General features: G+C 72.4%; 17 protein-coding genes. 11 read left to right on the top strand and 6 right to left on the bottom strand.

The features are described 5' to 3' along the window. The first annotated feature begins 28 nt into the window (after positions 1 to 28). A complete protein-coding gene (locus ACN27J_RS13525; protein WP_421366500.1) occupies positions 29 to 904 on the top strand; it encodes an LLM class flavin-dependent oxidoreductase in 876 nt (291 codons plus the stop codon). Between the two features lie 28 nt (positions 905 to 932). On the opposite strand, the gene ACN27J_RS13520 is transcribed toward ACN27J_RS13525, so the two are convergent. Beyond that, complete coding sequence (locus ACN27J_RS13520) at positions 933 to 1,748, bottom strand: potassium channel family protein (RefSeq protein ID WP_421366498.1); 816 nt, start codon at positions 1,746 to 1,748, stop codon at positions 933 to 935. Between ACN27J_RS13520 and ACN27J_RS13515 the strand changes: the two genes are divergently transcribed. After that, positions 1,747 to 3,240, top strand: a complete 1,494-nt coding sequence (locus ACN27J_RS13515) for a TrkH family potassium uptake protein (protein WP_421366496.1) — start codon at positions 1,747 to 1,749, stop codon at positions 3,238 to 3,240. The two genes, ACN27J_RS13520 and ACN27J_RS13515, sit on opposite strands and share 2 nt — an antisense overlap. Next, positions 3,233 to 3,907, top strand: a complete 675-nt coding sequence (locus tag ACN27J_RS13510; protein WP_199757704.1) for a potassium channel family protein — start codon at positions 3,233 to 3,235, stop codon at positions 3,905 to 3,907. Before ACN27J_RS13515 ends, ACN27J_RS13510 begins: the two co-directional genes overlap by 8 nt. A 44-nt stretch (positions 3,908 to 3,951) precedes the next feature. Here the strand turns inward: ACN27J_RS13510 and ACN27J_RS13505 are convergent, their stop codons facing one another. Continuing rightward, positions 3,952 to 4,605 (bottom strand): class I SAM-dependent methyltransferase, encoded by a 654-nt coding sequence (locus ACN27J_RS13505; RefSeq protein ID WP_421366494.1) that lies wholly within the window; start codon positions 4,603 to 4,605, stop codon positions 3,952 to 3,954. A gap of 116 nt (positions 4,606 to 4,721) precedes the next feature. Further along, the gene (locus ACN27J_RS13500; protein WP_421366492.1) at positions 4,722 to 5,234 is read right to left on the bottom strand and encodes a mycothiol transferase; all 513 of its coding nucleotides are present in this window, start codon (positions 5,232 to 5,234) and stop codon (positions 4,722 to 4,724) included. Positions 5,235 to 5,330: 96 nt separating this feature from the next. Here ACN27J_RS13500 and ACN27J_RS13495 point away from each other — a divergent pair, with 96 nt between their 5' ends. After that, positions 5,331 to 6,863, top strand: coding sequence for a class I SAM-dependent methyltransferase (locus tag ACN27J_RS13495; protein WP_421366490.1), 1,533 nt, complete (start codon positions 5,331 to 5,333; stop codon positions 6,861 to 6,863). A 4-nt stretch (positions 6,864 to 6,867) separates the two neighbouring features. On the opposite strand, the gene ACN27J_RS13490 is transcribed toward ACN27J_RS13495, so the two are convergent. Further along, positions 6,868 to 7,467, bottom strand: a complete 600-nt coding sequence (locus ACN27J_RS13490) for a GNAT family N-acetyltransferase (RefSeq protein ID WP_421366488.1) — start codon at positions 7,465 to 7,467, stop codon at positions 6,868 to 6,870. A 78-nt stretch (positions 7,468 to 7,545) separates the two neighbouring features. Between ACN27J_RS13490 and bluB the strand changes: the two genes are divergently transcribed. Together bluB and ACN27J_RS13480 are read left to right on the top strand one after the other, a co-directional pair. Next, positions 7,546 to 8,160, top strand: coding sequence for a 5,6-dimethylbenzimidazole synthase (gene bluB / locus ACN27J_RS13485; RefSeq protein WP_421372222.1), 615 nt, complete (start codon positions 7,546 to 7,548; stop codon positions 8,158 to 8,160). A gap of 100 nt (positions 8,161 to 8,260) precedes the next feature. After that, entirely contained in the window at positions 8,261 to 9,913 is a 1,653-nt protein-coding gene (locus ACN27J_RS13480; protein ID WP_421366486.1) for an FAD-dependent oxidoreductase, read from the top strand. A gap of 117 nt (positions 9,914 to 10,030) precedes the next feature. Here the strand turns inward: ACN27J_RS13480 and ACN27J_RS13475 are convergent, their stop codons facing one another. Then, the gene (locus ACN27J_RS13475) at positions 10,031 to 13,471 is read right to left on the bottom strand and encodes a M12 family metallo-peptidase (RefSeq protein ID WP_421366484.1); all 3,441 of its coding nucleotides are present in this window, start codon (positions 13,469 to 13,471) and stop codon (positions 10,031 to 10,033) included. A 190-nt stretch (positions 13,472 to 13,661) separates the two neighbouring features. Further along, positions 13,662 to 15,470 carry a sulfatase-like hydrolase/transferase gene (locus ACN27J_RS13470; protein WP_421366482.1) on the bottom strand — a complete coding sequence of 603 codons (1,809 nt, stop codon included), beginning with the start codon at positions 15,468 to 15,470 and terminating at the stop codon, positions 13,662 to 13,664. 329 nt (positions 15,471 to 15,799) lie between these two features. Here ACN27J_RS13470 and ACN27J_RS13465 point away from each other — a divergent pair, with 329 nt between their 5' ends. The 5 genes from ACN27J_RS13465 to ACN27J_RS13445 all read left to right on the top strand — a co-directional run bounded on the left by ACN27J_RS13465 (position 15,800) and on the right by ACN27J_RS13445 (position 19,475). Further along, complete coding sequence (locus ACN27J_RS13465; protein WP_421366480.1) at positions 15,800 to 16,276, top strand: permease-like cell division protein FtsX; 477 nt, start codon at positions 15,800 to 15,802, stop codon at positions 16,274 to 16,276. Next, the gene (locus ACN27J_RS13460; protein ID WP_421366479.1) at positions 16,273 to 16,893 is read left to right on the top strand and encodes a SigE family RNA polymerase sigma factor; all 621 of its coding nucleotides are present in this window, start codon (positions 16,273 to 16,275) and stop codon (positions 16,891 to 16,893) included. The genes ACN27J_RS13465 and ACN27J_RS13460 overlap by 4 nt, the downstream gene beginning before the upstream one ends. Positions 16,894 to 16,920: 27 nt before the next feature. Next, complete coding sequence (locus ACN27J_RS13455; protein WP_421366477.1) at positions 16,921 to 18,201, top strand: sensor histidine kinase; 1,281 nt, start codon at positions 16,921 to 16,923, stop codon at positions 18,199 to 18,201. Continuing rightward, entirely contained in the window at positions 18,198 to 18,863 is a 666-nt protein-coding gene (locus ACN27J_RS13450; RefSeq protein WP_421366475.1) for a response regulator, read from the top strand. The genes ACN27J_RS13455 and ACN27J_RS13450 overlap by 4 nt, the downstream gene beginning before the upstream one ends. 174 nt (positions 18,864 to 19,037) lie before the next feature. Further along, on the top strand, positions 19,038 to 19,475 hold the full coding sequence (locus tag ACN27J_RS13445; RefSeq protein ID WP_421366473.1) for a hypothetical protein: 438 nt from the start codon (positions 19,038 to 19,040) through the stop codon (positions 19,473 to 19,475).

The following is a 19,475-nucleotide window of genomic DNA, read 5'->3' as shown; positions in this document are numbered from 1 at the left end:
CGGGGCATCGGGGCGTAGGGTGTCGACCGTGCGGGTAGGGATCGTGATCTTGCCGGACGAGCCGTGGTCGGTGACGTCGCGCCGCTGGCGCCAGGCCGAGGAGTGGGGCTTCGACCACGCCTGGACCTACGACCATCTGGGGTGGCGGGACCTGGTCGACGGGCCGTGGTTCGACGCGGTCCCGACGCTGGCCGCCGCCGCGTCCGTCACCTCCCGGATCCCGCTCGGCACCCTGGTCGCCTCGCCGAACTTCCGGCACCCGGTGCACTTCGCCCGCGAGGTCACCGCCTTGGACGACATCTCCGCCGGCCGGCTGCTGCTCGGGGTCGGCGCGGGCGGGCTCGGGTTCGACGCCACCGTCCTCGGCACGCCGCCGCTGACCCCGCGCGCCCGGGTCGACCGGTACGCCGAGTTCGTCGAGCTGCTCGACCTGCTGCTGCGCACCGACCGGGTGACCTGGCAGGGCCGGTACTTCCAGGCGGTGGACGCCCGCAGCACGCCCGGCTGCCGCCAGCGGCCCCGGGTGCCGTTCGTCATGGCCGCCAACGGGCCCCGGTCGTTGGACCTGGTCGCCCGGTACGGCGCCGGCTGGGTGACCACCGGCACCGTCTTCGACGACCAGGCCGCCTGGTGGGCCTCGGTGGCCCAGTTGACGCGGCGGTGTGACGCGGCGGTGGACCGGGCCGGGCGGGACCGGGACGACCTGCGCCGGTACCTGTCGCTGGACTCGGCACCGGTCTTCTCGCTGACCAGCGCCGACTTCTTCGCCGACGCGGTCGGCCGGGCCGCCGCGCTCGGCTTCACCGATGTGATCACCCACTGGCCGCGCCGGAGCAGCTGGTACGCCGGCGACGAGCGGGTGCTGGCCGAGGTCGCCACCGAGGTGTTGCCGTCCCTGCGCTGACGCCCGGGCCGGTCGGCCGGGTGCAGCGTCAACCGGCCCGGTCGGCCGGCCGTGGGTCGGGCAGTGCGGTGCCGGGCTGGCGATCGGCCCGCAGCCCGGCCACCTCGGCCCGCAACGCGGCGAGTTCCTCGGTGAGCGCGACGACATCGGCGCGGGTCGCCGGCGACTTCGCGGTGTCGGTCTCGCCAGCTGCGGAGATGCGTTCCACGATCCAGCTGGCCAGCGAACCGGTGACGAAACCGATCAGGCCGATACCGCCGATCATCAGCGCCAGCGCCACGAACCGGCCGGTGCTGGTGATCGGGTAGTAGTCGCCGTAGCCGACGGTCGTGATGGTGACCACCGACCACCACAGCGCGTCCGGATAGGTGTTGATCGCACCGTCCGGGTGGCTGCGTTCGGCGTCCAGCACCGCCAGCCCGGAGACGATCACCAGCAGGACAGTGGTCGAGCCGACGTAGAGCGCCAGCCGGCCACGCGCCCAGACCTCGGTGCGCCGGGTCAGCAGGAGCACCGCAGTGACCAGCCGGAGCATCCGCAACGGCCGGAGAATGGGCAGCAGCAGCACGATCAGGTCGAACAGGTTGGCGCGGACGAACCGCCACCGGTCGCCGGTCAGCCACAGCCGGACGAGGTAGTCGATCCAGAAGAGTGCCCAGATCACGATGTTGGCAGCGACACACACGGCACGCCACCGCGCCGGCATCTGCGGGTAGAGAATGGGCGCGGCATAGACGACGAGGAACGCCACGGCGAGCACGGTCAACCCGGCCGCTGTCCGGCGCTCCCACCTGGCGGTTCGGTCCTCGCGGTGGGGCCCGGGCCCCGGATCCTGGAGAGACATGCCCGACAGGCTGCCTGATGGCGGCAAGCAACCCGCCACCGGCCCCGCCGCGACCTCGGCCGACCGCCGGTCCGAGCGCTGGCGCGGCATCCGGCCCGGCAGCCGGCCGTCGGCACCGGCCGGCCGGCGTCGCCGGTGGCGGGTACCGATGTGGCGGCGCGGCGCCGACCGGTTCCAGCACCCTGCCCAGGTGATCGCCGGCGGGTTCGCTGCCGCCATCGCGCTCGGTACGGCGCTGCTGATGCTGCCGGCGGCGAGCCGGTCCGGCACCTCGCCGCCGCTGATCGACGCCCTGTTCACCGCGACCTCCGCGGTCTGCGTGACCGGGCTGGTGGTGGTCGACACGGCCGGCCACTGGTCGGCGTTCGGCCAACTGGTGATCATGGGCCTGATCCAGATCGGCGGACTGGGCATCATGACCCTGGCGACGCTGTTCACCGTACTGCTGTCCCGCCGCCTCGGCCTGCGGGCCCGGTTCCTCGCCCAGGCGGAGACCAAGACGCTGAGCCTGCGCGACGTCCGCCGGGTGGTGCGCAACATCGTGCTGTTCAGCCTGGCCAGCGAGCTCGTGGTCGCGGTGGTGCTGACCGTACGGTTCGCGGTCGGCTACGACTACCCGTGGGGCCGGGCCGCGTACCACGGGGTCTTCCACGCGGTCTCGGCGTTCAACAACGCCGGCTTCGCCCTGTACGCCGACAGCCTGATGCGCTTCGTCGCCGATCCCTGGATCACCACCACCGTCGCCCTGGCGGTGATCGTCGGCGGACTCGGCTTCCCGGTGGTCTTCGAACTGCTCCGGTGCTGGCACCGCCCCCGCCTCTGGTCGGTGCTGACCCGGATCACCGTGGTGCTGACGGCCAGCCTGCTGACCCTCGGCACCATCGTGTTCACCCTGGTCGAGCTGCGCAACCCGGCGACGTTCGGCCCACTCGACGGCGCGCACAAGGTGCTGGCCGGCTTCTTCGCCTCGGTGATGACCCGTACCGCCGGGTTCAACAGCGTCGACATCGCGGCCATGCGGCCGGAGAGCCTGCTGCTCAGCGACATCCTGATGTTCATCGGCGGCGGCAGCGCCGGCACCGCCGGTGGGGTCAAGGTGACCACGGTCGGCCTGCTGGCCTTCGTGCTGTGGGCCGAGATGCGCGGCGAGACCCGGGTCAACGTCGGCTCCCGTCGGGTGCCGGAGGGCAACCAGCGGCAGGCGCTCGCGGTGCTGCTGCTGTCCCTCGGCGCGGTGGCGGTGGCCACCTTCACCCTGCTCGCCATGACCCGGTACCCGCTCGACCAGGTGCTGTTCGAGGTCGTCTCGGCGTTCGGCACCGTCGGGCTGTCCACCGGCATCACCGCCGGCCTGCCACCAGCGGCCGACGTCCTGCTGATCGTGTTGATGTTCATGGGCCGGATCGGGCCGTTGACCGTGGCGTCGGCACTCGCGCTGCGGGAACGGGGCCGGCGCTACGAACTTCCGGAGGAGAGGATCATCGTTGGCTGACTCACGCAACGAACCGGTGGTGGTGATCGGGCTCGGCCGATTCGGTGGGGCGCTCGCCGTCGAACTCAACAACCGGGGCACCGAGGTGCTCGGTATCGACGGCGACGCCCGGACCACCCAGGGCTACAGCGGGCAGTTGCCGCATCTGGCCACCGCCGACGCCACTGACGTCGAGGCGCTGCGCCAGCTCGGGGTGAACGAGTTTCACCGGGCGGTGGTCGGCATCGGCACCGACATCCAGGCCAGCATCCTGGCCACCTCGCTGCTCGCCGAGCTCGGCGTGGCGGACATCTGGGCGAAGGCGATCAGCCGGCAACACGGCCGGATCCTGGAACGGGTCGGCGCCCATCACGTGATCCTGCCGGAGCACGACATGGGTGAGCGGGTCGCCCATCTGCTGACCGGGCGGCTGCTGGACTACGTGGAGGTCGACCGGGACTTCGCGATGGTCAAGACGACCCCGCCGCAGGACGCGGTCAGCGTGCCGTTGCGCGAGTCGCGGGTCCGGTCCCGGTACGGCGTGACGGTGGTGGCGGTGAAGAGCGAGGCACGGGGCCCGGATGCCAGGTTTACCTACGCCACCCCGGACACCGTGCTGATGTACGGCGACATCGTCCTGGTGCTGGGCAGGATCGACGACGTGGAGCGGTTCGCCGAGTCCGGCTGACGCCCAGCGGGCGAGCGGTTCAGCGGCGCGGCCGGGAAGAGCGGTCAGCGGCGGGGCCGGCGGGCGTGGTAGACGAAGGCCGGCGGCAGGTTGCCGAGCACCGTACGCCCCATCACCACCTCCTCGAACCGGTCCCGCAGCAGTTGCCGGAACCGACGGGCCGGCGGGGTCTGCGCGGTCAGCACGTACGCGAACGTGGTGAACGCCCCGTCCGGTCCCAGCACGTCGCACACCGCACCGAGGGCGGACGACTGCAGATCACGCGGGAAGGAGACCCACGGCAGCCCGCTGACCACCACGTCGGCGGTGGCCAGGCCCTGCCCGGCCACCAGGGCCCGGCAGTCGGCGGCGTTGCCGACGATCACCTCGACCTGCGGGTGCCGGCCGGCCAGCAGGTCGGCGAGGGTCGGGCTGAGCTCGATCGCCAGGTGCCGACCCCGGCCGCCGAGCCGCCGCTGGATCACCCCGGTGAAGGCGCCGGTGCCGGGCCCGAGTTCGACGACGACCGGGTCGCCGCGTTCCGGGATCGGCGCGGTGATCGCCTCGGCCAACCGCTGCGAGCTGGGAGCGACCGCACCGATCCGGGTGGGCGACCGGAGGAACTCGCGGAGGAACGCCCCGGCGTCGCCGCCGCGCCGGGCAGCCGGAACCGGCGCGGGCTGCGGCGTGGTGGCGCTCTCCGACACGGGTACGGACATGAGGGGAACTCCTCTGCGCGGGTGCTCCGGCGAGCCGGGGAGACAGGGCATGCCTCGGGCCGGAGACACAGCATGCCTATTGCGGCACACCGTGTCAAAAGGGTAGCCGGTCGCGGTCAGCTGGTCGCGCTCAGCAGCCCCCGGAGCCACCCGGCCTGACCGACGTGCTGCAGGTCGTCGTTGGCGACGCTGACCAGCCGTGCGCCGAGGGTGACCGGCGGGTCCCACCGTTCGTCGACGATCCGGTCCAGGTCGGCGTCGGTCAGGCCGACCAGGAACCGCCGGGTCCGGTCGGCGACCGCCGTGTAGTAGTCGACCAGCGCGGCGGCGCTTTCCGGCGCCACCGCCGCCACCTGCTCGGCGCTGTGCCCGTACCCGGTGTCCGCCGGATCGGCGGTCAGGCCGAACCGGCGCGCCCAGCCGTCGCCGACCCAGACCTGCGGCTCGCCGATCACCTCGGCCAGATGGTCGTCCTGGACCCGGGTCAGGTGCCAGACCAGCCAGCCGATCGGGTTCGTGCCCGACGCCGGTGACCAGCGCAGCTGCTCCGGGCCCAGGCCGTCGACCGCCGCGTGGACCAGCTCGGGCAGCCGGTCGAAGGTCTCCACCAGCAGGGCGCTCGCGTTCACCGTGCCTGTCTCCTCCCTGGGGCGTCGAGGTCCCCGGTCCTGGGCCGTGGCGACCCTGCCCGGCCGGTCACGGCGGCCGTAGGCTATCAACGTGCCATGGCCCGCTACCTGCTCTTTCCCGGTCGGCACCACGTTCTCACCCGGTTCCAGGCCGACTATCTGAGCCGGCTGGCCGCCCGCGAGGCGGCGGCGTCCGACGGGCCGTGCACCGTCGTCTGGGCGGTGACGTCGGCCAACCACGGCAACACCCGGCGCAACCCGGTGCCGTACCACCGACGGGAGGCCGCGATCGAGCGGTTCAGCGTCCTGACCGGGCTGCGCTCGGTGGTGGTGCCGGTCTTCGACGTCGTGGCCACCGACCGGTTCGCCGAGGTGACGGTGAAGACCGTGGCGGCGGTGACCGGACTGGAGCTGACCCCGGCGGACACCGTGCTGGCCTGTTCCACCCCGGAGGTGGCGGCGATGTACCGGCGGCTGGGATTCCCGGTGGCCGGGGTGGAGGCCGACGTCGACCCACCGCCGCCGCGCCCGTGGGACGTGCTGCTGCGGCTGGCCGCTGGCGACGACAGCTGGCGGGACCTGGCCCACCCGGCGAGCGTCGACGTCTTCGACCGGTACGGGCTGGAAGGCCACGTCCGGTCGGTGGTCGACGATCCGGTGGTCGGTGCGGAGGGCGGGCTCACCGCGACCCGTGACTACCGCAGCTACGCCGAGGCGTTCGCCGAGGCCGCCCGGCGCAAGTGGGACGCGGTACGCCGGTACGTGCGACCCGGCCGGATCGTCGACATCGGCTGCGGCGCCGGTGCGGTGCTCGAACTGGCCGACCGGGAACCGGCGCTGCGGGAGAGCGACCTGATCGGTGTCGAGGTGGCCCGGCACCTGTTCGAGGAGTGCGTGCACAAGAAGGCCCAGGGGGCGTTCAGCAACCCGAACGTCTACTTCTACCAGCGCAACGTGCTGGGCGGGGCGGTCTTCGCGCCCCGGTCGGTGGACACCACGTTGACCTTCGCGTTGACCCACGAGATCTGGTCGTACGGGGAGCGGATGGCCTCCGTACGCCGATTCGTGCAGGCCATCTACGACCACACGGTGCCCGGCGGGGTGTGGATCAACAGCGATGTCTGCGGCCCGGACGGCGCCGACCGCCCGGTGCGGCTGCGACTGTCGACGGCCGACGGTGCGAACCCGGCGCAACCCCGGACCGACCTCGCCGTTGCCCCGCCGGCTGAGGTCGCCGCGTACCTGCGTGGGCTGTCCACCCGGGCCCGGCTGGACCAGTTCGCCGTCGACTTCGCCTTCCCGTTCGGCCATCGGCCGGTCGACGGGGCACCGGAGGTCGTCGAGACGACGCTCGGCGCGGCGATGGACTTCCTCACCCGCAAGGACTACCCGGACAACTGGCTGTCGGAGACCCGCGAGCAGTTCTGCGGACTGGAGTACGCCGACTGGAAGGCGTTGCTGGCCGACGTCGGGTTCGAGATCGACCCGGCGAGCGGCGCGTGGCGCAACGACTGGATCGTTGACCACCGGATCGCCCCGGTCGCATCCCTGTCCACCATCGATGGTCGTCCGATGGACTGGCCGGTCACCCACGTCCTGCTGGTGGCCCGCCGGCCGGTGAACAGCTGAGCGGTCAGAGCCGCTCGAACGGTTCGGCGTAGCGGAACCGGCCCGGCGTCGGCGCGGCCCCGCCCAGCGGCCGGGCCTGGAAGTAGGCTCCCCACTGCGGATCGGGCGCGACGATGCCGAACTCGCTGGCCGGCCGCAGCCCGAACCGGTGGTAGTACGACGGTTCGCCGAGCAGCGCGACGAGTGTCTCGTCGCGGGCTTCGGCGGCGGCGAGCACCGCGTGCATCAGCGCCGAGCCGACGCCGGCGCGTTGCCGGTCCGGGCGTACCGCCAGCGGGCCGAGGCCCAGCACCGGCCGGCCGTCGAGCTGCCCTCGGGTGCAGACCACGTGCCCGACGACCTTGCCGGCGGCGTCCGGGCCCGGCCCGTGCCCGTCCTGCCCGCGTCCGGTGCCGGCGTCGACGGCGACCAGCGACAGCGCCGGGATCCATGCGGGGTCGGCACGCAGTTCGTCCAGCAGCCCGACCTCGACCGGCGTCTCGGTCACGGTCCCCGGCCGGTCCATCGGCTCCGGCCGGTCCGCAGCCGGCGGCCGGCTGAAGGCCGCCGCCACCACCGCCCGGACCGCCGCGACGTCGCCGGCTCGTTCCCGTCTGACCAGCATGGCCGCCATCCGATCAGGCCGGGCCCCGGCCGGCAACCGGATTCCCGGCGCGGCTTGGGACAATGGGACGCGATGCTCATCGACCTGTACGACGTCATCCATCGGCGCCGCGACGTGCGGGCCGAGTTCACCGGCGCGCCGGTGCCGGACGAGGTGCTGCACCGGGTGCTGACCGCCGCGCACGCCGCGCCGAGTGTCGGGCTCACCCAGCCGTGGGACTTCGTGCTGGTGCGCGATCCGGCGGTGCGCGACGCCTTCCACGCCCATGTGCAGCAGGAACGGCGGACGTTCGCGCAGACCCTCGACCCGGTCGCGGCGGCCCGGTTCGCGCACATCAAGATCGACGGGGTACGGGAGGCCACCCTGTCGATCGTGGTGACCTACGACCCGCAGCGGGGCAGTCCGGCGGTGCTCGGCCGGCACGCCATCGCCGACGCCGGCCTCTACTCGGTCTGCCTGGCCATTCAGAACCTCTGGCTGGCGGCCACCGCGGAAGGTCTCGGGGTCGGCTGGGTCTCCTTCTACCGGGAGCCGTTCCTGCGGGACCTGCTCGCCATCCCGGCCGGCATCCGACCGGTGGCCTGGCTCTGCGTCGGGCCGGTCAGCCGGCTGGCCGACGAACCCGACCTGGAACGGCACGGCTGGCGGCGGCGCCGACCGGTGACCGACGCCCTGCACCACGACCGGTGGTGAAGCTCCTCGGAGCCTGCTGACCACCGGCGTTTGCTGAAACGGCAAGGAAGTTTGCCGCTACGCTGACGGCGGCGGATCGTGGGTGCCGGAGGTGGTCAGGATGGCTGACAACAAGGTGGGGGGACCCACGTACCGGGTCGCCGTGGCGGTGATCGGCGGCGGTGCCGCCGGGTTGAGTGCGGCGCTGACCCTGGCCCGGGCCCGGCGGGCGGTGATCGTGATCGACGCGGGTGAACCCCGCAACGCGCCCTCGGCCGGCGTGCACGGCTTCCTCAGCCGCGACGGCATCAGCCCGGCCGGGCTGGTCGCCGCCGGCCGGCAGGAGGTCGAACGGTACGGCGGCGTGGTGCTGCCCGGCCGGGCGGAGGCGGTCGAGCGGGTCGACGGAGGATTCGAGGTCCGCCTGGCCGACGGCCGTACGGTGGCCGCCCGGCGGCTGCTGTTCGCCACCGGCGTGGTCGACGAACTGCCCGACATCCCCGGGCTGCGGGACCGCTGGGGACGCGACGTGCTGCACTGCCCGTACTGCCACGGGTGGGAGATCCGGGACCAGCCGGTCGGGGTGCTCGCCACCGGCGAGATGGCGCTGCACCAGGTGCAGCTGTTCCGGCAGTGGACCTCGGACCTGGTGCTGTTCACCCACACCGGTGTCGACCTCACCGACGAACAGGCCGAACAGTTGGCGGCCCGTGGTGTCCGGGTGGTGCCGGGCGAAGTCGTCGGGCTGGAGGTGACCGACGACCGGCTCACCGGGGTACGGCTCGCCGACGGGACCGTGGTGCCCCGGGCGGCGGTGACCGTCGCCTCCCGGCTGCGGGTCGACGACCGGCTGCTGACCAAGCTGGGTGTGCCGGTGAACAGGCATCCGAGCGGGATGGCCGAACAGGTCGAGGCGGACCCGACCGGGCGTACCCCGATCCCGGGAGTCTGGGCCGCCGGCAACCTGACCAACCCGTTCGCCCAGGTGATGGCGGCGGCTGCGGCCGGCACGATGGCGGCGGCAGCGGTCAACGGCGACCTGGCCGAGGAGGACACCGCCGACGCGGTACACCGGCACCGGGCCGCCGCAGCCGGCGAGGACGACTCCGGCCTGCCGGTGCACCACGGCCCGGCGGACGTCGCCGCCATGATCAGCCAGGAGTTCTGGGACGAACGGTACGGCTCGGTCGACCGGGTGTGGAGCGGCAACCCGAACCCGCAACTGGTCACCGTCGTCGACAAACTGCCCGCGGGCACCGCCTGCGACGTCGGCGCCGGCGAGGGTGCCGACGCGATCTGGCTGGCCGGCCGAGGCTGGTCGGTGACCGCCGTCGACGTGTCGGCGGTCGCGCTGCGCCGGGCCGCCGAGCAGGCGGCGACGGCCGGCGACGACATCGCCGGACGGCTCACCTGGCAGCCGGCCGACCTACGGACCTGGGATCCGGGTACGGCCCGGTTCGACCTGGTCACCGCCCAGTTCATGCACCTGCCGGACCCGGACCGGGCGATGCTGCACCGCCGGCTCGCGGCGGCGGTACGCCCCGGCGGCACCCTGCTGATCGTCGGCCACCACCCGTCCGACCTGGACGTGCCGGGGCTGCGCCGGCCCCGGATGCGGGACCTGCTGTTCACCGCCGAGCAGGTGGCGGCGGTGCTGGACCCGCAGGAGTGGGCCAGCATCCGGGCCGAGACGGTGCCCCGGCCGGGCACCGACCCGGACGGCAACCCGGTCACGGTTCACGACGCGGTGCTGCACGCCGTCCGCCGACCCTGAGGATTGTTCGCCGGACTCTGCCAGGGCGCCGGCCGGCCCGAACGACCGGGTGGAAGCGGGACGGGGCGCCGGGCAACTGCCCGGCGCCCCGCGTGACGACCGCTGTCGCGGCCCCGGTCACTCGATGACGACGTCCCCGCCGGAGGCGGTGATGCCCTTCAACGTGGTGCCGGTGTAGCCCCAGTGCGACGAGAACAACAGCTGGTCACCATCCCACACGGTGATCGCCGCCAGGTCGTGACGGCCCAGATACCGCACGTCGTACCCCTCGACCAGCATGGTCAGGTCGGTCGCGACCAGCACCGGCTGCTGCGGGGTGGACAGGTCGTAGAGCGTCACCCGGTAGCGCAGCTGCGCCACCCGGTGATCGTCGCGCCCGGTCGTCGTACCCAGCGATTCCAGCGTCGCGCCCTGGAACTTGTACCGCTGGTCCCCGGACCGGTAGCCGACCAGTGCCTTGCCGGCCAACGCCCCGTTTGCGGTGAACCGCCCATCGAAGTCGAACTCGACCCGGTGGTCCGGGTCCAGCGGATAGACCCCGGCGGTCCGGTCACTGCGCAGGTACCCGACACCGTCGACACTCCAGCCGTTCGTCGGCGACACGGTCACCGTGGCGGTCGTGCCACCGGTGTGGCGGCCGGTGACCGTCGTCGTCACCTCGTGTACGCCGAGCGGCAGCCTCACCCGGCAACTGGCCGTGCCACCGGTGGGGTCGGTACCCCACAACCTGACCTCGGCGGTGCACAGCGGCGTACCACCGGTGGCGAAAGTCAGCTGCGTACCACGTACGTCTCCGGCCTCGCCGGTGACGACAGCCCGCAACAGCACCTCGGCGTCGGCGGCCCCGGCGACCGGGTGCACCACCGTCTCACCGGCGTACTCCAGCCGCCGCAGCGCACGGACCTGGTCGATGCGGATGTCGGCGTCGTTGACGTCGAAGAAGACGTTGCCGACCGCCTCGATCCTGATCCGACCGGTGGTGGTGTCGATGTTCGGCAGGGTGACCATGGCGGTTCCGTTGTTCGGCACCGCCTCGGCCAGCACGTACGGGAAGGTTTTCGCCCCGTCCGTCGACAGCGAGATCCGCACCTGTGTGGCGTTCACCGGTGCCGCGTCGGTGCCGGCCACGTCCCAGGTGACCTCCTGCTCGGAGTCGCCCAGGTAGAACGACGGCTCGGACTGCGAGGTGACCAGGAACGGGCCCGCCTGCGGGGCCAGCACCAGCTTCGTCTCGGCGCTGCCGACCCCGCCGCCGCCGATCCGACCGTCGCGGGCGGTCAGCTTGAAATGCATGGTCCGGTCGTTGTCGTAGCCGACCCAGTCGGCCGTCGGCAGGAACTCCGAGTAGCAGTCGACCAGCGCCTGCGGCAGGTTCGATGCGCTGCCGCTGGCCGGTGGTGCCGGCGCGGCCGGGCAGGCTCCGGTCACCGCGTTGGTGTTACCGGCCAGGATCTGCGCCATGTCCGGGAAGACCCGGGTCGGGTCGTCGTCGACCACGTTCAGCCCAGGGGAGTAGTACTGCTCGGTGTCGTCCGGGCCGACCAACGCCGCCGTGCCGAACACCCGGAACAGCGGGCCGTTGGTCTTGACGTTGTCGGTCAACGCGGTGCCGGCGGTGCTGACCCCGGCGATGCCACCGCGGTCGTTCTGCTCCCACATGTACGTCAGGGCGTCACCGTCGGCGTCGGTGGCGCTGCCGGTCAACGCGAACGGGGTCCGCACCGGAACGGTGAACGAGTCCGGCACGGTCACCACCGGCGCGTGGTTGGTGGTCTCGGCGACCCGCCAGCCGCCGTTGTCGACCGGACCGCCCTTGGCGGTCTCGGCGACGAAACCGGCGGCACCGTCGAGGTCGGCCAACCCGAGCGGCAGTACGTTGGTCCGGGCCACCGCGCCACCGTCGAACGTCACCTGGAAACCGGCGTCGGTGAGCGCACCGACGCCGCCGAACGCCGCGACGCTGACCGTCGCGCCGGCCGGCCACCCGGTGGTCGCCTCGATCGCCGCCTTGATGCCGGCGGTGGTGTAGTTGACCCCGCGGACGATTGGCGCCGACGACTGCCCGTCGTAGACGATCGTGAACGCGTCGCCGTCGGTGTCGAAACCGCGCAGCGACACCGTCTGCACCTCGTTGATCGCCGGCCGGGTCGAGTTCACGAACGTGGTGATCTCGTGGTAGCTGCGCTGCGACCAGTACGGGTCGGTGTGTGGCTGCAGGTTGTCCTGCTGGCAGATGCCCGCGTACGCCATGATCGACGATCCACTGCCCGGCTCGTACGAGTTGGTGGCGCTGCGGTTACCGCCGGAGCAGTTCCACTGGGTGCCGTTGAAGGTGTGGTTACCGGCGAACTGGTGGCCGATCTCGTGCGCCACGTAGTCGACGGCGTAGAAGTCGCCGATCGGGTTCGGCAGGCCGGTGCAGCCCCGGGCCTTGCCGTCGCCGCCGACCACCCCCAGCCCGGCGACGCCGCCACCGGGCAGGCCGAAGCCGATGTGCCCGACGTCGTAGCTGCTCGCCCCGACCAGTTGGCCCAGCACGATCCGGTTGCGGTTGAGCGTCGCGCCGGAACAGCCGGTCAGCTGCGCCTCGGAGAAGCACGGCGCGGACCCGCACGGCCCGTCCGGGCCGGTGGCCGCCGCCACCGTGTTCAGGTTGGTCTTGTCGGTGTCGTTGATCAGCACGAGCCGGATCGCGGTCTCGTCCTCGTAGATCTGGCTGACCCGGTTCACCAGCGTCACCTTGGCGGCGGTCACGTTCGCCGCGCCGAAGTACTCCGCGTACGACGGGTCGGTGAGGAACGCCAGCCGGTAGGTGCGCAGCTTGACCAGCGCCCCGGCCGGGTCGTCGGCCTGCGCCTGGTCGATCTGCGCGCCGATCTGCTCGGCGGCGGCGTCGACATCGCCCCGCTCGGTCAGCGGGCCGTGCCGGTTGACCAGGTCACCGGCGTGGTAGCTGGCATAGACGCTCTGGTCGCGGTGGTACGGGTCGACGTACCAGGACCCGGTCGACGAGCGGACCGAGGCGTGGAAGCCCAGCGGCGTCAGGTCGGCCCGGATGGTCGCCGTCGGGTCGTCGACGCCGGTCCCGGCGTACGTCCGGATGTCCGGGTGCCGGGCGGCGAGCCCGTCCTGCATCACCGGAGAGTCGACCACCGCGAACCGCTGCACCACGCCGTCCGGATCCGGCACGGTCAGCACCAGCGGCGCCGTCGCGGCGGCCCGGTCCGACTCGTCCGGCGCCCGGTCCAGCTGGACGGCGATCGCTTCCCGGTCCAGGGTGTACGCCGCGAACCGGTGCGCCTGGATGTCCGGCGCGCGACCGGACCGGCTGGCCGTCGGTACGTCGTCGAGCACGGCCCACGGGGTGCCGGCGATCGGCGTACCTTCCTGCGGCGCGGCACTGGCGGCCGTGGTCGGGCCGACCGCCGGCAGCAGCGCGGCCGCGACGACGGCGACGAGCAGGGCGATCAGACGGCGGTTGCCGGACCGGCCGGTTCCGGGCGGTGGCTGCGGACGGCCGTTCGGCGGCGAGTGGCGCCTCGTCGAGGGCTTCCTCAAAATGTCTCCTCGGGAGTCCGTGACGAACCACAACCCGAACGGCCAGGGGTGTCCCGGCCGCCGGGCCATGGATCTCAAGGGTCGAAAGTCGACGCTAGGCCCCGAGCAGCGGGTACAGCCATCAGCCGTACGGCTGAGACAGTGCATGATGGCCGGTCTATGAGACCGACTCACGTGACGAGCGGAGCTCCTACTCGAAGGCGGTCAGGAACCGGTCCCGGAACGAGTCCATCTGCCACACCGGGGCCTGCGGACCCGGGCGCAGCCCCTCCTGCCAGTCCCAGCCGGCGACCCGGTCGAGGACCGCCTGATCGCTGGTGACGATGGTGACCGGCACGTCGTGGCTGGCCGCCGGACCGGTCACCACCGGCGCCGGCTGGTGGTCGCCGAGGAAGACCACCACCAGATCGTCGTCGCCCTGCGACTCGATGTAGGAGATGATCGTGCTCAACGAGTACGCCACCGCCTTCGGGTAGTCGCTGCGCAATCCGTCCTCCGCGGACTTGTTGGCCTGGCCGGCGGCCATCGCCTCCCGGTCGAAGACCGAACCGTCCCGGACCGTGTTCCAGTTGACCAGCTGCGGCAGCGGGGTCCACGGCGCGTGGCTGGACAGCAACGCCACCTCGGCCATCACCGGCTGGTCGTTGTCGCGCCGCTCGAAGCGGTCGAACGCCGACAGCACGTACTGGTCGGGGACCGAGGCGAAGTTGAACCTGTCGCCCGCGTACCCCATGTTGCGCGAGTCGTAGACCTGGTCGTAGCCGAAGAACGCCCCCTCCGGCCAGGCCCGGCTGTTGCCGGGGAAGAAGCCGGCGACCCGCCAGCCGGCGCGGCCGAACGCCCGGGTCAACGTCAGCCGGTCACTGGCCACCAGGCTGCGGTAGCGCTGCTGGTTGTCCACCCACAGCCCGGACAGGGTGGTGGCGTGCGCCAGCCAGCTGCTGCCCCCGACCGTCGACGAGGTGAGGAACGCACTGCGCGACTGGAACCCCCGCGCTGCCAGCCGCTGCGTACCGTCGTCGAGCAGGTCGCCGATCAGCGGGCTGAAGTCGGGGTGGGTGACCGCGTCCCGGCCGTAGCTCTCCACGAACGCCAGCAGCACGTCCTTGCCGCGCAGCGCGGTCAGCAGCTCGTCGCCGGGCACGTCCCGGAACGCGTCGACCGCCGCCAGCTCGGCGAACTCCTGCCGGTCCTGCAGGCTCGCGCCGATCTGCATGGTGTGGTCGTACGCCAGCCGGGCGGTCGCCCGGTCGGCGACTGGCAGCCCGATCGTGCGCCACTCGTCCTGGTAGACCACGACCTGCGTGCCGAGCAGGGCGAACACCAGCCAGCCGGCGGTCAGCGCGCCGACCGTACCGCCGCCGATCCGCCGGTGCGCGGCCAACAGCCGGGCCAGCCGCAGCGTTGCGGCGACCATCAACGCCAGCACCGCGATCGTGAGCACGACGGAGCCGACCGCCGCGCCCACCGCCGCGGCCCGGCCGTAGGAGGCGTCGACGAACCGGTACCCGTCGGCCAGCAGACCCCAGTCCAGGACCGGGTCGAACGGCCGGTCCAGCACCGAGAAGAAGCCGATGTCGGCGACCTTCAGCGTGATCAGTACGCCGAGCAGCGCGCCGAGCGTGGCGGCCACCGGGGTGCGGACCCGGCCCGGCAGCACCAGCAGCAGCGCGGCGCCGACCAGCGCCTCGACCGGAATGCGGGCGAACGCGACCGGGACCACCAGATCCAGCTGGTACGGCAGGGTCATCGCGGCCAGCACGCCGCCGACCGCCAGCACGTCGGCCGACCATCGGGCGGTACGCCGTACCCGCTGACGCCACCCGTCGGTCGGCGGTGCCGTCCCGTCCGCCGCCGTCGCCTGGTCGGTCTCGCCTTCCGCCGTCGGCGGCTCGGTCGGTGTCTGGTCCGCTGCCGTCTGGTCAGCCGCCTCTGCTGCGGCGTCCTGGTCCGTCACGTCGTCAGCGGTGGCCGGGGCGGAGTTCGTGGCGGAGGACAAGTTCGGGCCTTCCTGGTAGTCGGCCAGGCGGTGCGCCCTGCCGGACCGGACTCAGCACGATATCCGTACCACCGGACACCCACAAATACGCACGACCCGCCGGACCGGATCGATCTGCGGATCACCGGCTTCGGGCCGTGACCGGTCCGCCACGTCGACCGGTCTACTTCTGCATGGAACAGTTGCGGACGTACTTCGACCGGGCGCTCGACAGCGAGCCGGCACCACCGGCGCCACTGGACGACCTGGCCCGAGCGGCCATGGTCAACGGGAGCCGACTACGTCGACGCAGACAGATTGGGTACGCCGCCACGACGACCGTCGCTGCCGTGGCGCTCGTCGCGGTGGGCGTGTTGCTCCCGGTCAGGGACGTGCCCGTGCCCGTGCCGGCGCAGGCCGCCATGCCGTCGGCAACCCCGGTGCTGTGCCGAGGGGTCTCCACCGACGGCGCGGCCACTGGGGCATCAGTCTTCTTGGGCGAGCCGGTCACCGATGAGCAGAGGAGCGCCATTGAGGCAGCGTTGCGCGACGACCCACGGCTTCTCACGGTGCGTTACGAGAGCAAGCAGTACGCGTACGAACGGTTCCTGGAGCTGTACCGCGATCCGCCTCCCGAGGTGGTCTTCACCGAGCCCGACCTGCTGGATCGGGTCTCCGTCAACCAGATGCCGGAGCGTTTCCGGATCACCCTGGCAGACCCGGCGACATACCCGCAAATAAGCGCGAGCCTGCTGATGATGACCGGCGTCGTCGAGGTCATCGGCGAGTTCTGTCCGCGTGGAGCCTCGCCGCAGGTGGACGAGTGAGTGGGGTTCGGGTCGTAGCGCCGGTCGCTGCGGACCTACCGGCGGAGCCGGCACCGACGAGGTCTGAGTCAGTCGGTGGACCGCTGACCCGCTGGTCAGCCGCCCGCCGGAAGCAGCGGGTGGCCGGGGACGAGGCGTTCACCGCGTTCGTCGTCGACGCGGCTCCCCGGTTGCGTCGCGTCGCGTACCTGATGTGCCGGGACTGGCATCTCGCGCAGGACCTCACCCAGATCACCTTCACCCGGATGTACGCCTCGTGGAACCGGATCTGGCCCACGGCGAACCTGGACGCGTACAGCCGTCGGGTCCTGATCAACGCGGTCTCCGACGCGATGAAGCGGCGCAGCCGCACCGAGGTGGTGCTCGCCGAGCCGCCCGAGCCGGCGGCCCGGCCGGCGGCTGGCAGCTCGACCGAGCTGCAGGTGGCATTGCTGCGGGCGCTGGCGGAGTTCCCGGTGCGCGACCGGGCGGTGCTGGTGCTGCGGTACTGGGAGGACCAGAGCGTGCAGACCGTCGCCGAGATCCTCGGCATCACCGCCTCGGCGGTGAAGATGTGCAGCATGCGGGCGCTGCAGCGGCTGCGTACCGTCCTCGGCGAGGACTTCCCGACCAGCTGATCGGGGCCGCGACCTAGGCTGGGCGGCATGCCGCCCGCGTCGACGTCGCCGTACCAGCCAGCGTCGCCGTACCGCTGGACGTTGCTCGACCTGGTCGTCGCGACGGCGGTGGCCACCGTCGCCTGGCAGTACCGCGCCTCGCTGGCGGACCTGGCGATCGGCTTCGGCATGGCGGCGGCGCTGGTGTGGCGCCGCCGCCGCCCGATGACGGTCATGCTGGTCGTCGCCGGTCTGGGCGCGGCGCAACTGCTCGCCGCCCCGGGCGTGCCGGCGTTCTACGACGTCGCGGTGCTGATCGCGATGGTCGCGGTGGTGACCCACGCCGGCCCACCGGTGTACGGCTGGCTGGCCGGCGGGTTGGTGCTGGTCGGAGTCGCGGTGGTGGCTGTTGACCGGGTGCTGCTCTCCGATGACCGGCACCCGGTCGGCCTCGCCGACTTCAGCGAGTACGGCGTGCTGGCCCTCGGCTGCGTGGCGATCTGGCTGACCGCGTACACCTTGCGGACCCGCAAGGAGCAGACGGCGGTCGCGGCCGAACGGGCGGCGGCCGCCGAGCGGGAACGCGACCAGCTGGCCCGGCTGGCCGCCGCCGACGAACGGGCGGCGATCGCCCGCGAGCTGCACGACGTCGTCGCACACAGCCTGGCGGTGATGACCGTGCAGGCGGACGGCGCCAGCTACATGATCGACCTGGACGCCGAGCAGGCCCGCAAGGCAATGGTCACCATCGGCGACACCGGCCGTGACGCGCTGGAGGACATGCGTCGCATCGTCGCCGTCCTGCGTCGGGTCGATGCGTCGCCGGGCGCTGCGGAGCCCGAGGCGGCCGGGCCCGCCGACACCGACTGGCGTCGGGCCGGAATCGCCCAGCTCAGTACCCTGGTCGAGCGGACCAGGGGAGCCGGTCTCGTCGTCGAGCTGAGCATCGACGGCGACCCGGCCCGGTTGTCGCCGGCCGAGGAGCTGACCATGTTTCGGGTGGTGCAGGAATCGCTGACCAACACGCTGCGACACTCCGGACCCGGCACCGCCGTCACCGTGGCCGTGCGGATCGGAGCGGACGCCGCCGAGCTGACCGTCATCGACGACGGCCGCGGGACGGCCACCGCCCGGACGGCAACCGCCCAGACGCCTGCCGGACCGACACCTGGCGGCAACGGGCTGCTCGGGATGGGTGAGCGGGTGGCCGTGCACGGCGGCGAGTTCACCGCCGGACCGCGCCCCGACGGCGGCTGGCAGGTGGCCGCCGTACTGCCGATCAGCTCCCGGACGCGGGCCGGGACGGTGCCGACGGAGGTGACGTCGTGACGATTCGGGTGTTCCTCGTCGACGACCAGGAGCTGGTCCGTGCCGGTTTCGCGATGGTGCTCGCCGCCCAGCCGGACATGGCCGTGGTCGGTGAGGCCGCCGACGGTGCCGCCGCGCTCGCCGCCCTGGCCAGCACCGACGCCGATGTGGTGGTGATGGACATCCGGATGCCGGTGATGGACGGCATCGAAGCCACCCGGCGGCTCTGCGCCCAGGACCGGGCTGACGCGGCGAAGGTGCTGGCGTTGACGACATTCGACACCGACGAGGACGCCTTCGCCGCGTTGCAGGCCGGGGCCAGCGGCTTCCTGCTCAAGAACGTCCGACCGGTCGAACTGCTGGCCGCGATCCGGGTGGTGGCCAGCGGCGAGTCGGTCGTCGCGCCCCGGGTCACCCGCCGGCTGCTGGACCGCTTCGCCCGACAGCTCACCCCGGACCCGGTCGCCGACGACCGGCTCGCCGTGCTGACCGCCCGGGAACGCGAAGTGCTGGCCCTGGTCGCCGCCGGCCTGTCCAACACTGAGATCGCCGCCCAGCTGTACGTCGCAGAAGCGACCGTCAAGACCCATCTCGGGCGGATCCTCACCAAACTCGACCTGCGGGACCGGGTTCAGGCCGTCGTCTTCGCGTACCGGATCGGTCTGGTCCGACCCGGGTCCTGACCGGTCCGTCCCCGCTTCCTGACCGGGGGCGTTGCGACCGGCATCGGATCGGACGTACGACCGCAGTCGTACCCGGCCAGGCCCGCAAGTCCGATCGTGCGCCGATGCGTCCGACACCCTCGCCGGCCGACGATGGTCCCTGCAAAGCGAACCAGATCGTCCGGAAGGCAACCGATGTCCATCTCATCCGACGCCAGCTCCCGCCGAACCACCGCGCTGCGCCTGATCGTTCTCGGCGCGGTGACCGTCGTGGTGCTGGCGGCTGTCGCGTTCGGCGGCAACTACCTGTGGCAGCTGCGCTTCGGCCCGACCCCGGCGTCGGCGGCCGACTGCCGGCTGGCCCAGGAACTGTTCGACCGGGGCAGCACCGCACCGGCCGACCCCGCCGAGGCCGAGGAGTGGGAACAGGACCTGCGCCGGATCCGGTACGCCGAGTTCGTCAACGACGGCATCAGCACCGAGGTCGGCCGGTTCATCCACTGGTCCCGGGTCAAGGCCACCGGTGCAGGGGAGCGGCCCACCGCCGACCAGGTCGCCGAGATGCGCCGCAACGCCGAGGGACACTGCGCCGGCAGCGGGATTGAGCTGACCATCCCCGAGCTGGCTTTCTGA

Origin of the sequence: Solwaraspora sp. WMMB762, assembly GCF_049179115.1 — a bacterium.
Taxonomy (GTDB): Bacteria; Actinomycetota; Actinomycetes; order Mycobacteriales; family Micromonosporaceae; genus Micromonospora_E.
The sequence above is the reverse complement of the archived record's forward strand: the minus strand, read 5'-3'. Positions and strand labels throughout refer to the sequence as shown.

Bases quoted from the DNA above. Each gene is read 5' to 3' on its own strand.
- ACN27J_RS13515 (WP_421366496.1), top strand. From the start codon at position 1,747: ATGCCCGACAGGCTGCCTGATGGCGGCAAGCAACCCGCCACCGGCCCC.
- ACN27J_RS13520 (WP_421366498.1), bottom strand. From the start codon at position 1,748: ATGTCTCTCCAGGATCCGGGGCCCGGGCCCCACCGCGAGGACCGAACC.
- ACN27J_RS13505 (WP_421366494.1), bottom strand. From the start codon at position 4,605: ATGTCCGTACCCGTGTCGGAGAGCGCCACCACGCCGCAGCCCGCGCCG.
- ACN27J_RS13495 (WP_421366490.1), top strand. From the start codon at position 5,331: ATGGCCCGCTACCTGCTCTTTCCCGGTCGGCACCACGTTCTCACCCGG.
- ACN27J_RS13490 (WP_421366488.1), bottom strand. From the start codon at position 7,467: ATGCTGGTCAGACGGGAACGAGCCGGCGACGTCGCGGCGGTCCGGGCG.
- ACN27J_RS13480 (WP_421366486.1), top strand. From the start codon at position 8,261: ATGGCTGACAACAAGGTGGGGGGACCCACGTACCGGGTCGCCGTGGCG.
- ACN27J_RS13455 (WP_421366477.1), top strand. From the start codon at position 16,921: ATGCCGCCCGCGTCGACGTCGCCGTACCAGCCAGCGTCGCCGTACCGC.
- ACN27J_RS13445 (WP_421366473.1), top strand. From the start codon at position 19,038: ATGTCCATCTCATCCGACGCCAGCTCCCGCCGAACCACCGCGCTGCGC.